Source organism: Aerococcus sp. Group 1 (genome assembly GCF_000193205.1).
Classification (GTDB): domain Bacteria; phylum Bacillota; class Bacilli; order Lactobacillales; family Aerococcaceae; genus Aerococcus; species Aerococcus urinae_A.
Genome location: NC_015278.1, coordinates 1,120,584 through 1,135,982, shown reverse-complemented (window position 1 = coordinate 1,135,982; position 15,399 = coordinate 1,120,584). Strand labels below are relative to the sequence as shown.

The following is a 15,399-nucleotide window of genomic DNA, read 5'->3' as shown; positions in this document are numbered from 1 at the left end:
TATATGAGCTAAGAGGGATTTTATGACTTTTGAAAGTTATCGAAAAAGGTTAAAAGAATATATAAAAGATGAGAAACATTATAGTGATCAGACCTTAAAGGCGTATTTAAGCGATTTTGACGACTTTATTTCTTTTCTTAGGGACGAACTATTAATAAGCGATTTCGAGCAGTTAAGCTATCGAGATATTCGCCTTTATTTAAGTCATCTGCAAAGAAAGGGATTGAGTCGTAAAAGTTTAGCTCGTCATTTAAGCAGTTTGAGAACCGCCTTCAATCGTTTTCTTGACCAAGGTCTGGTGAAAGATAATCCTTTTACCTATGTTCAAGCAGCTAAAACGGGACTAAGATTACCCGATTTTTTTTATGAAGCTGAGTTAGATCCCTTGTTTGAGGCGGCTAAGGGGCCTCGAGCCCTGGATAAGCGAAATATAGCGCTGTTAGAATTCTTATATGCGACTGGTGCTCGGGTGAGTGAATGTACTAACTTGACCATAACGCAAGTGGATCTTAAAAATTCTATTGCCTTACTGCATGGTAAGGGGAGCAAAGATCGCTATGTTCCTTTTGGATCCTATTGTAAAAAAGCATTGGAGGAATACTTGGATTCTGGCCGACCTGTTCTCTTAAAGGGCCATGATCATGAGTACATTTTCGTTAATAGTCGGGGAGAAGCCTTGACTCCATCAGGCGTGACTTATATTTTGAATGATTTAGTCAAAAAAAGCGCCAGTAACCTGGATATTCATCCCCATAAATTACGCCATTCTTTTGCTACCCATCTCCTTAACCATGGAGCTGATATAAGGACAGTACAAGAATTATTAGGGCACTCAAGTTTATCTAGTACGCAAATTTATACACATATGTCAAAAGAATCTTTAAGAAATAATTATTTGAAATACTTTCCAAGAGCAAAGCATAGTGATGTACATAAGGAGGACAAAGAATGATAGCTGAATCGGTAGAGGGCGTTTTAGAAAAAATTAGAGACATTAATAAAGTTATCCGTGAAGGTAATATTTATGATGATGAGATGGCAGATTTTCCCTTTCAAAAGTTAGTCCGTTACTTAGCGGAAAATTTAGAGGCCAACGCTTATTTAGTATCTGTTGAAGGAGAACTATTGGGGTATTTTGCTATTTATGAGGAAATCAATAGTGAGCGGACCGAAGCGATGATGCAAGCCCACCAACTTGACCCTAATTATTTAGATATTATCTCACCGATCCAAGAAACCAAGTCAAACATTCCAACTTCAGATGACCGGACTATCTTGGCCTTGGAATTTCGTGATAAATTTAACAAAGGCATGACCACCATTATTCCTATCTATGGTAATACCACCAAATTAGGCTATTTAATCCTAGCTCGTCCCTATGAAGACTTTAATTGCTATGATCTGATTCTTGGTGAATATGTGGGGACGGTTCTAGCCATGGAGATGGTGTTTATTAAACGCCGTCGTCAAGAGGAAAAAGAACAGAAAAAACAAGTGGTGGATTCAGCTATTCGCTCACTTTCTTATTCGGAATTAAATGCCTTATATGTTATTTTTAAAGACCTAGAAGAGCCACGTACCCGCATAACGGCCTCTAAAATTGCTAAAGAAGAGAATATTACCCGTTCTGTGATTGTAAATGCCCTACGAAAAATGGAATCTGCTGGGGTATTTACTTCCCGCTCTTTAGGTATGAAAGGGACCCATATTGATACTCAGAGTAAAGAAAACCTGGAGTATTTGAAAAAACGTTTAGCAGAAGAAGTTTAAAGCAAAAAAATCGCGCCAGATGACGCGATTTTTTATTGTTTATTTTTTTGTAGCCCAGGCCAAAGGGCACTTTAGCTTCTTTACCAGCTAGGATGCGTTTAATATTATCTTTGTGGCGGTAAATGATTAGAAGGGTAATGGATAAGATCAAAATCCTAATCAAAACAGCATAATGAAAAGAAATGATAGAAGCTGCGATCATGGCTATAATGCTCGCTAGACTAACCATTCTAAAAAGATAGAGAACAATGAAAAAGACCGCAATCCCTCCTAAGGAAGCCAGGGGCGCTAGAGCTAAGCCAACACCAAAACTGGTCGCTACGGCTTTTCCACCTTTGAAGTGGAGAAAAAGTGAAAAGGTATGTCCTAAGATAGCCGCTAAACCAAAAAGCATGCTATCAAAATCAGTAAAGTGAGAACTGTAATTAGCGATAAGAACCGGTAGCATTCCCTTTACCATATCGCACAGGAATACCAATAAGCCACCCTTGGGGCCAAAGGCACGGAAGGCGTTGGTCGTACCAATATTTCCTGAGCCCACCCCGCGAATGTCTTTGTGGTAAAGATACTTACCGATAACCACACCGAATGGAATTGAGCCCAGTAGATATGAAATAAATAGGAAGATAAGATTAATTATCATTAGCTGATTCCTTTCTATTCAGTTATTGGTATTATAGCATAAGTCAAAGGGAGCGTTTGAGCTAGAAAAAAATTTTGCAATTTAATGAAATTAAAGTATTATGGTAAATATGCATATAAATAGGTTAGAGGAGATGCACTGCATGGCAAAAAATTCTAAGGCAACTTATGATGAGTCATCCATTCAAATATTAGAAGGCTTAGAAGCGGTTCGTAAGCGACCAGGAATGTATATCGGGTCAACCGATAATCGCGGCTTACATCACTTGGTCTATGAGATCGTAGACAATTCTATTGATGAAGCTTTAGCAGGCTACTGTGATGAAATTTCTGTGACCATTCATGAAGATAATAGCGTTACGGTAACTGATAATGGACGGGGAATGCCCATCGGTAAACATAGTAGTGGCAAACCAACTGTTGAAGTGATCCTGACCGTCCTTCACGCTGGAGGGAAATTTAGCGAAAGTGCTTATAAGACCTCTGGTGGGCTCCACGGAGTTGGATCTAGTGTGGTTAATGCCTTATCTGACTCCTTAGAGGTCACCGTTTATCGGGATAATAAAAAGTATTACCAAAGCTTTAGTCAGGGCGGTAAGCCCCATAAGCCTAAGTTAACCAGCCATAAAAGTAAGCAGACTGGAACCAGTATTCACTTTCACCCCGATCCTAAGATCTTTGGTGCAACGGAATTTAATAGTGACACCATTAAAGAACAGTTAAGGGAAAAGGCCTTTTTAACTAAAGGCTTAGCGATTCATTTTACTGATGAAAAAACGGATAGCCAAGAAAGCTTCCACTATGAAGACGGTTTGGTCGAGTTTATTCATTATTTAAATGAAAATAAAGAAGTCCTCCAAGGGGTCACATATATTGAAGACAAGGATAAAAGCTCTAATATCGAAATGGAATTAGCCTTCCAATACAATGATGGCTATTCTGAGACCATCTTGTCCTTTGTTAACAATGTTCGTACGCCAGATGGCGGGACTCATGAAACGGCCTTAAAAACCGGAATGACCAAGGCCTTTAATGAGTATGCCAGAAAGGTTAATCTGATAAAGCCCAAGGAGAAAAATCTGGAAGGTTCAGATGTTCGTGAGGGATTCACTGCCGTCATCTCTGTAAGGATTCCTGAAGAAATCTTACAGTTTGAAGGGCAAACCAAGGGAAAATTAGGGACTCCGCAAGCGCGCCTAGCCGTAGAAAATATGGTGAACACTCATTTATCGATCTATTTATTAGAGAACGGCGAAATTGCCCAAATGCTAGTTCGTAAGGCCATAAAAGCACGCCAGACCCGAGAAGCAGCCCGTAAGGCTAGGGAAGAAAGTCGCCATAGTAAAAAGGGCAAGAGTAAAGAAACCTTACTTTCCGGTAAGCTCACTCCCGCACAAAGTAAAAATACCAAGAAAAATGAACTCTTCTTAGTCGAAGGAGATTCAGCGGGGGGTTCAGCTAAGCTAGGGCGGGACCGTAAATTCCAAGCTATTCTTCCATTAAGAGGAAAGGTTTTGAATACGGAAAAGGCAAGTCTAACCGATATTCTTAAAAATGAAGAACTAAACACCATTATCCATACCGTAGGTGCAGGCGTGGGGCCAGAGTTTGATATCCATGATTCTAACTATGATAAAGTGATCATCATGACCGATGCGGATACTGACGGTGCCCATATTCAAGTCTTACTCTTGACTTTCTTTTACCGTTACATGCGCCCCTTAATTGAAGCGGGCAAGGTTTATATTGCCATGCCGCCTCTATACAAGCTCTCCCGAGGCAAGGGCAAGAATGAAAAAATTGCTTACGCTTGGACCGATGAAGAACTGGCCCAAGAAACTAAAAAGTTTGGTAAGGGCTATACCCTCCAACGGTATAAAGGTTTGGGGGAAATGAATGCTGATCAATTATGGGATACCACTATGAATCCTGAAACCCGCACCTTAATTCGTGTCACCCTCGATGACTTATCGCAAGCTGAAAAACGGGTATCTGTGTTGATGGGAAATAAGGTTGAACCACGGCGGGATTGGATTGAAGATAATGTCCAATTTACCATGGATGAAGAAGATAAATTATTGGAGCACGCCAACCATGAAGAGAACGATGCGATCGAAGCTAGTGAGTTAATCGCTCAATCGGACCAAGTCACAAGTATGAGTGATCAGGAAGGGCAAATGGATTTATTTGATGAAGGAGCTGAAGTGAATGGCGATTGATATTCAAGAACTAAGCCTTGATGAAGTGATGGGCGATCGTTTTGGTCGTTATTCCAAATATATTATTCAAGATCGCGCTTTGCCGGATATCAGGGATGGACTCAAACCGGTCCAACGACGTATTTTATATGCCATGTATCATGATGGCAATACTTCAGACCATGCTTTTAGAAAGTCCGCTAAAACGGTCGGTAATGTCATAGGTAATTACCATCCACATGGGGATAGCTCAGTTTATGAAGCTATGGTGAGAATGAGTCAAGCTTGGAAAAACCGCATGCCCCTGATTGATATGCATGGGAATAATGGGTCCATGGACGGCGATCCTGCGGCAGCCATGCGTTATACTGAAGCACGCCTATCTAAGCTGGCCGATGAACTACTTAAGGACTTAAACAAAGATACTGTCGATACCATCTTGAACTTTGATGATACTGAGGAAGAACCTGTTGTTTTACCTGCTGGCTTTCCGAATTTACTAGTCAATGGCTCACAGGGAATTTCAGCAGGTTACGCTACTGAAATTCCTACCCACAATCTGGGGGAAGTCATTGATGCAGTCAATTACTATATTGATCACCCTAAAGCTAAGGTAGAGACCCTGATGAAGTATCTTCCTGGCCCTGATTTTCCCACTGGGGGCATTATCCAAGGAAAAGACCAGCTGATTAAAGCCTATAAAACGGGTCGAGGCAAGGTAGTGGTTCGGGCCCAAACGGAAGTGGAGTCGCTTAAGGCAGGCCGTAAACAGATCGTAATTACAGAGCTGCCCTTTGAGGTCAATAAGGCTGATTTGGTCCGTAAAATGGACGAATTACGACTCAATCGAAGTATTGATGGGGTCATGGAAGTCCGTGATGAATCTGACCGATCTGGTTTACGTATTATTGTTGAACTGAAGAAAGATGCTGATGCCGATCAAATTTTACAGTATTACTTTAAGCATACTAATTTACAAATTAACTATAATTTCAATATGGTGGCCATTAACAAGCAACGTCCGGAACAGGTTGGTTTAATTGCTATTATTCAAGCCTATATCGACCACCGCAAAGACGTGGTGAGTCGTAGAACCCAATATGACTTAAACAAGGCCCAAAGCCGCCGACATATTGTTGATGGTTTGATTAAGGCTATTTCCATTCTTGACCAAGTGATTACTATTATTCGCAATAGTTCTGATAAAAAGGATGCCAAAAATAACCTGATTAGTGAATATCAATTTTCTCAGGCCCAAGCAGAAGCCATCGTCACCTTACAGCTCTATCGCTTAACTAATACTGATATTACGGCTTTACAAGAAGAAAAGTTATCCTTAAATGAAGCCATTAATCAATACCAAGCGATTTTAAGTGATGAGACGATCTTGATGAAACTAATTCAATCAGAACTAAAGGCCATTAAAAAGGCTTATGCCACTGACCGTTTAACAAAGATTGAAGCTGAGGTCGAAGAAATAAAAATTAAGAAGGAATTTTTAATCCCTGATGAAGAGGTCGTTACTGTAGTGACCCGGGGCGGTTATATTAAGCGCTCTAGCTTAAGAAGCTACCAATCCTCTAATTTTGCTGACTTAGGCTTAAGAGATGGGGACCATGTCTTATACTTAGCCGCACATTCAACTTTAGATAATTTAGTCCTTATTACTAATAAAGGAAATTATATTTTCCAACCAGTTTATGAAATGCAAGAGCTCCGCTGGAAAGACCTTGGTGAGCACCTTTCTCAACGCATCCCTATTGCTTCCGATGAGAAGATTATCCAAGTCTATCCCTACGCTAAGGATAGTCAAGATACGATTGTCCTTGCTACTCGAGAAGGGATGATTAAACAAAGTAAGCTCAGTGAATTGAAGAAAATCCGGGGCCATAAGAATAAAGCTTCTCAAATTATGCCTTTATCCAGTCCTCTTGATGAAGTGGTTAACTGCTATTTAGTCAATAACCAAAGCGATAAGCAAAATGGCGAAGTGATCTTATTTACCGCCTTAGGTTTTAGCCTGCGTTACCAAATCAGTGAAATTAATACAGTAGGTTTACGTGCTAAGGGGGTTATTTCCATCAACCTTAAAGACCAAGACCAGGTGGTTAATTTTGTCTACCAAGACCAGGTGGATGAGGACCAGCAAATCCTCCTTGCCACCCAGCGGGGTTATATGAAACGGATGCGCTGGCGGGATATTCAAACCATGACCCGGGCTAAGCGGGGCCTGATGGTACTACGTGAGGTTAAATCAAAACCCCATCGCTTAGTTCAAGCCCTAGAGGTTGAATCAACCCAAGAAGTCTATGAATTATATACCAGTAACGGAGAATTAAGTCAGATTAAAGCGGTCGATGTTCCCCTTCATGAGCGTTATAGTAATGGATCACAAATCATCGACGAAGGCCGTTTAGGTGAATTGCTTGATGTCATTCCCCTATACAGAAAAGATCCAGAAAAATAAGTGACCTAAACACTGGATTTACGATTTATTCTATTAACAATTGGGCCTGCTTTTGTTACACTAAATATAAATTTGAAATAATTCTTTTGAATATTTTATTTATACTATTCAGAGAAAGATAGGAGTTATTATGAGTAAAATTTTAATTTTTGGCCACCAAAATCCTGATATGGATGCGATTACCAGTGCTATCTCCTTAAGCTATTTATTAAATACCCTAGGTTATGAGACCGAACCGGTTGCTTTAGGAGAGGCTAATGACGAAACTAAATATGCCCTAGACCATTTTAACCATGAAGGTCTTCGTGTGATTGAAAAAGCTGGTGATGAAACGGATACCGTGGCTTTAGTGGACCATAACGAGTTCCAACAATCTGTTGCAGATATTAGAGACCTTAATGTCTTTGCTGTCGTTGACCACCACCGGGTAGGAAACTTTGAAACTTCTGCACCACTTTATTACATTACTAAACCTTTAGGATGTACCCAAAGTGTGATTTATGACCTTTACCAAGAAAAGGGCGTGGAAATCCCTCAACAAATTGCCGGATTAATGCTATCAGGAATTATTTCTGATACCTTACTTTATTCTTCGCCAACCTGTACCGAAAAGGACAAGGAAATCGCTAAAAAGTTAGCTGAAATTGCTGGCGTAGACGATGAAAGTTACGGAACCGAAATGCTTAAAGCTGGTGCTAATGTTGATGACAAATCAGCTGAGGAAATTGCTGATGGCGATGCTAAATCCTTCAATATGGGTGGAAAAGAAGTCCGTATTGGTCAAGTCAATGTTGTTGATGCCAACGATGTGATTAAGCGTAAAGATGAAGTGCTTAAAGCCATGAAAGATTTACTCATTAACAACAACTATGACGCTTTCTTATTAGTGATTACAAATATCTTAACCAATGATTCTGAAGGTCTCTTAGTTGGGGATGATTCCTTAACTAAGAACTTTGAAAAAGCCTTTGGTATTGATGTCATTGACCATCAATTTGCTTTAAAGGGCATCGTTTCACGTAAAAAACAAATTGTGCCCCCATTAACAGATTCATTTGAAGGTTAATTTAGCTATTAGTCTAAGTCTTAAGTGAATATATAAAAAATGCCACAATACTTATATTGTGGCATTTTTTGTGACTGGCTAAGTTGAATGAATAATTGTGTACAAGATAAGTCTATGTTTTAGGCTTAATTTGTAAGTCTAAACATTACCTTTACTAAATATAAACAAAGTATATAAAAAATTAATAAAATTTAAACTGCTTTATAAAATTAAGGTATAATATTATCTATATTCTCGTGTTAAATTACTTATTAATTATGAGGAATAGCTTAATACGCTTTTATTACCTGACGGCAAAAAATTTAATGCAGAATAAAAAATCTTAAAATTCAAGCATAGATAATATGTTATGGAGTGAAAGTATGGCATTTTATAAAGTAGGAATAAGCGATAATGCGTGGGATTTAATAGATGCCTATCAAGCAGCAAGCAATGGCGATACAATCGAATTTGAACCTAATTACACTATAGATCAATCGTATATAACAAGCTTAAATATAGATAAATCGCTTAATTTTGTAGGAAATGTTGAACCCAAAAGTGATGGAGGGCAATTATTCACTAATTCCATTAGAGTACCAATCGTTGTTACAGATGGAGCTGATGTGACATTTGAAGATTTTTGGATTGAACGTGCTTATGATGATAAGGTTGCAATCATCGTCAAGAATAAGTCCAAAGCAGTATTTAACAATTGTTTAGTTAATGACATTGATAAAGTTAAAACAAGAGTTTTAATATACACTTATGGAGAAGCTAGCCTAACTATGTCAAGTTGCTTTACTTATCCACAAGATTCGGAATTGAGTAAAACGATAATGCTAGATGGCTCTCAAGGTACTTTTCAAAATTCAACTTTTTATTCAAAGATGAATATTAATAAATGTAAAGTACAAATATCAAATTGTACAATGATAAACTATGAAAGGAATGTGATTAATTCTAATTCCTCGAACTTGAAGATTGAACAGACGCATATTGAAGGGGGGAATAATGAAAATAATTACCCTGCTTTGCTTTTGATAAACTCCTCTGTAACTGTAGCTAGTTCTTCAATTATTCAGGAAGTTAAAAGCGATAAAAAATATTGTGAGTCAGTTGGTTCGGATGATGGATCCAATCTAAAATTTACTGATAGCTTTGTGAGTTCCATACGTGCACTAAATTCTAAATTATTTTTAAGTTCGTCGGAAATTGCTTATCTTTTATCGCTTGAAGACTCAACACTAGCAAGGATTCAGAAATCTGTTAATTTTCAAGGCAATAATGATGAAAAAATTGACTTATTAGTTAGAAACAATTCAGCTTTGATTGCCGATGAAATAAAGGTCAATCGACTATTTAATCCTAATATCCGAGTTAAACAAGGTTCGCACCTATATATTAATCAGTTAAAGTATGATCAAGGATCAGTGTCAGATCTAATTTTTGACACGGATGAAACGAGCTATTTCAATCTTTTAGCTGAAAAGCAAGAGATCCGTGAAAATAAGCAAGTTTCTCAAAATCAAGATGAAGCAGAGAGAACCCCCCAAGTTTCGATGGAAAAATTAAATAATTTAGTTGGGCTCACTAAGGTCAAAGAAGAAATTCATAAGATGATTCGAATGGTGGAGTTTAACAAGCACCGTATAGCTCAGGGACTCAAACCGCAAAAGGTCGTCCTTCATTCTGTTTTTATGGGAAATCCAGGAACTGGGAAAACAACATTGGCTCGAATTTTAGGTGAAGTCTTATTTGACTATGGCATTTTTAAGGGCGATAAATTGAAATTTATCGAAGTAAAAGAGGCAGACCTTATTTCTGGCTATGTGGGGCAAACTGCTATTCAAACACAAAACCTTCTAGAGCAAGCTAGAGGCGGGATTCTTTTTATTGATGAAGCTTATACTTTGAATAAAAAAGACGCTAGTGTCAATTTTGGCCAAGAAGCGATTAACACGCTTTTAACCTTTATGGAAGATAATCGTGAGGATACTATGATTATTTTTGCAGGTTATACTAAGGAGATGGAGCAATTTTTAAAGACCAATCCGGGGCTTAAATCAAGAGTCCCTAACACCTTTCTTTTCGAAGATTATACGGCTGACGAAATTGTTGCCATGGGCGAGAGACAGTTAAAAGAAAATGATTATCGATTAGAAGATAGCGATTATTATAAGCGTAATGTTTCTAGGGTATACAATGCTTCTTTGGATAGAAGTAATGGCCGTTGGATCCGTAATTTTAATGAAAAACTCTATAAGGCCTTGGCTGATCGTTGCTATAAAAATGAACAATTTGAAGACCTTAATACCATCACTAATCAAGATATTGATGAGGTCCTCGGTAAACACGCCGGTTATGAAGTAAAAGAAGGAAAAGATGCCTTTGATGCATTAAATGAATTGATCGGTCTTGCAAAAGTTAAAAAGCAAATTTCTGAATTTGTACATTTAGCTGAATTAAATCGGCGACGTGAAGAAGAGAACGGTGGTGAAGCTAAATTTACTCTGCATTCACTTTTCTTAGGAAATCCAGGAACTGGGAAGACTACCGTTGCTCGTATTTTAGGAGAAATTTTCTATCAAAAAGGAATAATTGCTCAAAAGAAATTTATTGAGGTATCTAGAAGTGATCTTGTTGCTGGCTATGTGGGGCAAACTGCATTAAAAACAAGAGAAGTATTGGAGTCCGCTTTAGGCGGGGTTCTCTTTATTGATGAAGCTTATTCACTGGCCACTACTAATGATAACTTTGGTCAAGAAGCAATCAATGAGATTCTTAAATTTATGGAAGATCACCGCCAAGATATCATTATTGTTTTAGCTGGTTATACCAAAGAAATGAATGAGTTCTTAAGGACTAATTCTGGATTAACCAGTCGTATTCCAAATATTTTTGATTTTGAAGATTATTTTGAAGATGAAATTGTAAAAATTGGTCGTTTAGGACTAAGTAAGCAAAGTTATAATTTCAATGAATCCTTGTATGAAGAGGTCATTAAAAAAGCTTATGCAAAATCGAATGACCATAGTAATGGTCGCTGGATTAGAAATATTAATGAACGTTTGATTAAGAATCTATCCAGTCGAGTTGCTAATGACCTTGAAGCGGATATCAACCAAATCACGGATGAGGATATTTTAAAATTATTGGAGGACTAGAAAATGACAGATAAAGACTATGTTCAACCACCAAAAAAGGATGTTACAGTAAACAAAGAATATATTCAGCCACCGAAAAAAGACGGGCTCGTAGATAAAGAATACGTTCAACCACCCCAACAAGATGAGTTAATTACAGATTCAGTTAATAATGAAAATATCTATGAAAGTCCAAATAGGAATGAGCAGTCATCAGAAGCTTTGGATAAAGGGGAATCCTTCTTGGAATCCATCCGAAACCACCTTACACCTGAATATAGAGATGAATATAATGTTCGCCGCTTTTTTGGCTGCCTTATTGTATTTTTCATTTTGTTCTGTGGAAGCGGCACTTTATTTAGTCTAGGAGGTCTGTTTGCCTTAATCTGGACATCTTTAGCTTGGGAATTTTGGCATTATTCTTTATTTAGTTTCCAAGGAGGACTTATAGATAACTTTACTAAAAATATAGTTTATTTTGGTTCTGTTTTTTCATTGCTTTGGAAGGTACTTATTCAGGATTTTTTGATTCTTTTATGGATCACTTTTGTTGCTCCTATCTCTGGATTTCTTACCTGGCGAAAAGCAGTTAAGTATGGAAAGGTTTTATATATAGATAATGAGAGAACAAGGGTCTGGAGAGATTAATTTAGCAGTTCCTTTTAAGAAAATTAAAAAATATAGAAAAGGCCTTTGGTCCTGTTGCCAGTGACTATCAAATTACTTAAAGGCCATAATTTCAACTAAAGAACATATTTTTTCCATTAACAGATTCATTTGAAGGTTAATTGTTTTCCTTTAAATGAAGTGAGATAACTTAATATAGGTAAATGAAAGCTGGGCTAAAAGTTCAGCTTTTTTAATAAGGGGTTTCACCCAGGATTTATTCTATTAACAAGGCCAAACAATCAATGGCCTTTAAGCCTATGTTTTAGTGCATTCTTGACTTAGTCATGAGAATATTTTTTCTAATTTGAAGCAGTCTTTGTTCCAATAAATCACAAATTGTTTGAATATTAAAACAAGAAAAGCGTTGACATTTATAAACTTCCTGATTATGATGGATATATCTTAATAAAAAGGGCGTAAGAAAAATGTTAAAAATCCAATTCGATTCGCTAATGGTTTTATCTTTAGATATCACCACTAATACATATTACTATAGCTATTTTAGATAATGTTTGTAGCTGTGACACTATCATAGGTACAAACAAACGCAAGTTTTTGTATCTATGATGGCTACAGTATTTATGTGTTCAGGCCATCTAGAATGATAAATTCTAATGGCTTGAGGCGAATTCTTTTGGAATACACTCGTAAAAGGTTCAATTAGTTTTTATCGAAACTAATTGAACCTTTTTATTTTTTATTAAGAGTTTGTTGTTATAAATATGGGAAACACTGTCTTTAAAACTGAGAAAGAGGAGATTATGATGAAAAAACAAGTTATTAAAATAATGAGCTTAGGAGCCTTAGCCCTTGGACTAATGGGATGTGGCCAAGTAAAAGAAAACGATCAAAAAGAGATTGGTATCATTCAATACGCAGAACACCAAGCACTGAATGATTCTTGTGAAGGTTTCCTAGAAGGATTAGCTGAAGCGGGCTTAAAAGATGGTGAAAAGATCAAAGTCGACTACCAAAATGCCCAAGCAGACCAATCCAATCTTAATAGTATTGCTCAAGGGATGAAAGGACGAAAAGACCTCGTCTTTACTATCGCTACCCCAGCTACCCAAGCAGCACTCAACGCTGATAAGGAGACTCCTACTTTATTTACTGCAGTCACTGATCCAGAATCAGCTAATTTAGTGAAATCAAATGATCAGCCTGGAACTAATGCTAGTGGAACGACAGATATGACGCCTGTTGAAAAGGCTGTCGACTTGCTCTTAAAGATTAATCCTGAAATAAAGGCGGTAGGAATGCCTTACAATTCTAGTGAAGTCAATTCTGAAGTTCAATTTGCTGCCTTTAAAGCATACGCTGAAAGTAAGGGATTAAGAGTTGAAGCTCAAACTGTAACCAGCACTAATGAAGTTCAATCTGCGATAACTACATTAGCAAAAAAAGTAGACGGTATTTGCTTACCCACTGATAATACCATCGCTCAAACAATTCCTACCATTGGAAAAGTGATAAAAGAAGCAAAAATTCCTACCATTGGTGCGGAAAGCGCTCATATAGAAGGTTGCTTGGCAACTTACGGGGTCAATTTTAAGCACTTAGGCCGTCAAACCGCTGAAATGGCAGTAAAAATCTTAGAAGAGGATGCTGACATCAGTAAAATGCCAGTTGAAAAATCAAATGAGTATGAATTACAAGTGAATGAAGAAATGGCAAGCGCACTTGGAATTGATACCGATCAGTTGAAGAAGGGAGAATAGAGCAATGGCCATCATTATTTCTAGTATTTCACAAGGTTTAATGTGGGCTATCCTAGCCTTTGGGGTTTATTTAAGCTTTCGCATTTTAGATATCGCTGATATGTCTGCCGAAGGAAGCTTTCCTCTCGGTGCAGCTGTATGTGCCAAGCTGATTGTTTTAGGTTGGCATCCTTTATTAGCTACATTGATCGCTTTTCTTGCCGGTATGCTGGCAGGAGCAGTTAACGGTTTTATGATTAATAAGATGCATATTCCAGCCTTATTATCAGGGATTCTAACTATGACCGGACTTTACTCAGTAAATATCCGCATCATGGGTCAAGCCAATACTCCCTTATTAGGTGAAGCCAACCTAATGGATAGCCTCTATAATCTGGGTTTCAATTCAACAGTGGCTTCCTTGACTATCAGCTTGATTTTCGTCATTTTAGTGATCTTTGTTTTGGTCCTATTTATGAATACGGAGTATGGTTTGAGTTTGAGAACGACCGGGGATAACCCCCTCATGGCGGAAGCCAATGGTATTCGAACTGAACAAATGAAATTAGTTGGCTTGATGATTTCAAACGGTTTGATCGCTTTATCTGGTGCGATTATCTGTCAAAATAACGGTTATGCGGATATTGCTATGGGTACAGGGACAATTGTTATTGGTTTAGCCGCTGTTATTATTGGGGAAGTCATTTACAAGAATACTAGCTTCGGTAAACGCCTAGTAACGATTGCTATTGGGGCAGTGATTTATCGCCTAATTATTGACTTTATCATGCAACAGCAAGTCATTCCTGTCTTACCAAGTGATATAAAAATCTTATCATCGTTAGCCCTAGCTATTATCCTCTTTGCTCCTTATGCCAAGAGTCAAATCGACCACAAGAGAAAGCAAAAATAGTAGAAAGGTGGTTACTATGTCAGAATTATTGAAATTAAAGCAGGTAAACAAAGTTTTTAATATGAATAGTGCTAATGAAAATCATGTGCTCAAGAATTTTAATTTAAGGATTCATGAAGGAGACTTTATTTGTGTTATTGGTTCCAATGGCGCAGGAAAGTCTACACTGTTAAATTTAATTGCAGGAACCATTCCAGTAACTTCTGGGAAGATTTATCTAAAAGGGAAAAATATTACTCAAAAACCAGCACCTGAGCGCGCTAAACACATAAGTCGTGTATTTCAAGATCCTCAAATGGGAACTGCTCGTAACTTAACCATTGAAGAAAATCTGGCTATTGCCTATAAGAGAGGAAACAGACGCAGCTTTAATCGAGCTGTTACAGATGATATGCGGAAAATTTTTCATAAGAAGTTGGGAAGGTTAAATTTAGGATTAGACCAGCGTTTAACTACTCCTGCCAGCAATCTTTCAGGAGGACAACGGCAAGTTCTAACGCTCTTGATGGCTATACTCGAGAAGCCAGAACTTCTACTCCTTGATGAACATATTGCAGCTCTTGATCCCCGGACTAGTGCCATGGTTATGGAGCTGACCGATCAACTCATCACAGAAAATTCATTAACCAGTTTGATGATAACCCATGATATGAACGATGCCTTAAGCTATGGAAACCGTTTAATCATGCTGCATGCAGGTCGAATTGTGGTTGATGTGAGTGGGGAGGACAAGAGAAAATTAAATGTCGAGGACTTGATGGAACTCTTTAAGCAAAGTGTAGGCAGTCAATTAGTGAGTGATGAACTATTATTGCAAACTTAGTAAAATAATCCATTTTTAAAGAGCACGGT

General features: G+C 37.8%; 11 protein-coding genes. 10 read left to right on the top strand and 1 reads right to left on the bottom strand.

Features of this window, described 5'->3' with window-relative positions:
- Positions 1-22: 22 nt before the first annotated feature.
- Both HMPREF9243_RS05240 and HMPREF9243_RS05235 read left to right on the top strand, forming a co-directional pair.
- Positions 23-952 carry a tyrosine-type recombinase/integrase gene (locus HMPREF9243_RS05240; RefSeq protein WP_013669888.1) on the top strand — a complete coding sequence of 310 codons (930 nt, stop codon included), beginning with the start codon at positions 23-25 and terminating at the stop codon, positions 950-952.
- Positions 949-1,770: a GTP-sensing pleiotropic transcriptional regulator CodY gene (locus tag HMPREF9243_RS05235; protein ID WP_013669685.1), complete on the top strand. Its 822-nt coding sequence runs from the start codon at positions 949-951 to the stop codon at positions 1,768-1,770. The genes HMPREF9243_RS05240 and HMPREF9243_RS05235 overlap by 4 nt, the downstream gene beginning before the upstream one ends.
- Here HMPREF9243_RS05235 and plsY read toward each other — a convergent pair.
- Positions 1,673-2,413 carry a glycerol-3-phosphate 1-O-acyltransferase PlsY gene (gene plsY / locus HMPREF9243_RS10290; RefSeq protein ID WP_041706084.1) on the bottom strand — a complete coding sequence of 247 codons (741 nt, stop codon included), beginning with the start codon at positions 2,411-2,413 and terminating at the stop codon, positions 1,673-1,675. The genes HMPREF9243_RS05235 and plsY overlap by 98 nt on opposite strands.
- 142 nt (positions 2,414-2,555) lie before the next feature.
- Between plsY and parE the strand changes: the two genes are divergently transcribed.
- The 8 genes from parE to HMPREF9243_RS05190 all read left to right on the top strand — a co-directional run bounded on the left by parE (position 2,556) and on the right by HMPREF9243_RS05190 (position 15,370).
- The gene (gene parE, locus HMPREF9243_RS05225; protein ID WP_013668965.1) at positions 2,556-4,631 is read left to right on the top strand and encodes a DNA topoisomerase IV subunit B; all 2,076 of its coding nucleotides are present in this window, start codon (positions 2,556-2,558) and stop codon (positions 4,629-4,631) included.
- Positions 4,621-7,077 carry a DNA topoisomerase IV subunit A gene (gene parC / locus HMPREF9243_RS05220; RefSeq protein WP_013669947.1) on the top strand — a complete coding sequence of 819 codons (2,457 nt, stop codon included), beginning with the start codon at positions 4,621-4,623 and terminating at the stop codon, positions 7,075-7,077. Before parE ends, parC begins: the two co-directional genes overlap by 11 nt.
- Positions 7,078-7,207: 130 nt before the next feature.
- Positions 7,208-8,143 carry a manganese-dependent inorganic pyrophosphatase gene (locus HMPREF9243_RS05215; RefSeq protein ID WP_013668924.1) on the top strand — a complete coding sequence of 312 codons (936 nt, stop codon included), beginning with the start codon at positions 7,208-7,210 and terminating at the stop codon, positions 8,141-8,143.
- Between the two features lie 911 nt (positions 8,144-9,054).
- The gene (locus HMPREF9243_RS05210) at positions 9,055-11,289 is read left to right on the top strand and encodes an AAA family ATPase (RefSeq protein ID WP_013669863.1); all 2,235 of its coding nucleotides are present in this window, start codon (positions 9,055-9,057) and stop codon (positions 11,287-11,289) included.
- Positions 11,290-11,292: 3 nt separating this feature from the next.
- Positions 11,293-11,916, top strand: coding sequence for a hypothetical protein (locus HMPREF9243_RS05205; RefSeq protein ID WP_013669289.1), 624 nt, complete (start codon positions 11,293-11,295; stop codon positions 11,914-11,916).
- A gap of 782 nt (positions 11,917-12,698) precedes the next feature.
- Complete coding sequence (locus HMPREF9243_RS05200; RefSeq protein ID WP_049776760.1) at positions 12,699-13,655, top strand: ABC transporter substrate-binding protein; 957 nt, start codon at positions 12,699-12,701, stop codon at positions 13,653-13,655.
- Between the two features lie 4 nt (positions 13,656-13,659).
- Complete coding sequence (locus tag HMPREF9243_RS05195; RefSeq protein ID WP_013668508.1) at positions 13,660-14,547, top strand: ABC transporter permease; 888 nt, start codon at positions 13,660-13,662, stop codon at positions 14,545-14,547.
- Positions 14,548-14,563: 16 nt separating this feature from the next.
- Positions 14,564-15,370 carry an ABC transporter ATP-binding protein gene (locus HMPREF9243_RS05190; protein ID WP_013669692.1) on the top strand — a complete coding sequence of 269 codons (807 nt, stop codon included), beginning with the start codon at positions 14,564-14,566 and terminating at the stop codon, positions 15,368-15,370.
- Positions 15,371-15,399: the final 29 nt, after the last annotated feature.

Bases quoted from the DNA above. Each gene is read 5' to 3' on its own strand.
- HMPREF9243_RS05240 (WP_013669888.1), top strand. From the start codon at position 23: ATGACTTTTGAAAGTTATCGAAAAAGGTTAAAAGAATATATAAAAGAT.
- HMPREF9243_RS05235 (WP_013669685.1), top strand. From the start codon at position 949: ATGATAGCTGAATCGGTAGAGGGCGTTTTAGAAAAAATTAGAGACATT.
- plsY (WP_041706084.1), bottom strand. From the start codon at position 2,413: ATGATAATTAATCTTATCTTCCTATTTATTTCATATCTACTGGGCTCA.
- parE (WP_013668965.1), top strand. From the start codon at position 2,556: ATGGCAAAAAATTCTAAGGCAACTTATGATGAGTCATCCATTCAAATA.
- parC (WP_013669947.1), top strand. From the start codon at position 4,621: ATGGCGATTGATATTCAAGAACTAAGCCTTGATGAAGTGATGGGCGAT.
- HMPREF9243_RS05215 (WP_013668924.1), top strand. From the start codon at position 7,208: ATGAGTAAAATTTTAATTTTTGGCCACCAAAATCCTGATATGGATGCG.
- HMPREF9243_RS05210 (WP_013669863.1), top strand. From the start codon at position 9,055: ATGATAAACTATGAAAGGAATGTGATTAATTCTAATTCCTCGAACTTG.
- HMPREF9243_RS05205 (WP_013669289.1), top strand. From the start codon at position 11,293: ATGACAGATAAAGACTATGTTCAACCACCAAAAAAGGATGTTACAGTA.
- HMPREF9243_RS05200 (WP_049776760.1), top strand. From the start codon at position 12,699: ATGATGAAAAAACAAGTTATTAAAATAATGAGCTTAGGAGCCTTAGCC.
- HMPREF9243_RS05195 (WP_013668508.1), top strand. From the start codon at position 13,660: ATGGCCATCATTATTTCTAGTATTTCACAAGGTTTAATGTGGGCTATC.
- HMPREF9243_RS05190 (WP_013669692.1), top strand. From the start codon at position 14,564: ATGTCAGAATTATTGAAATTAAAGCAGGTAAACAAAGTTTTTAATATG.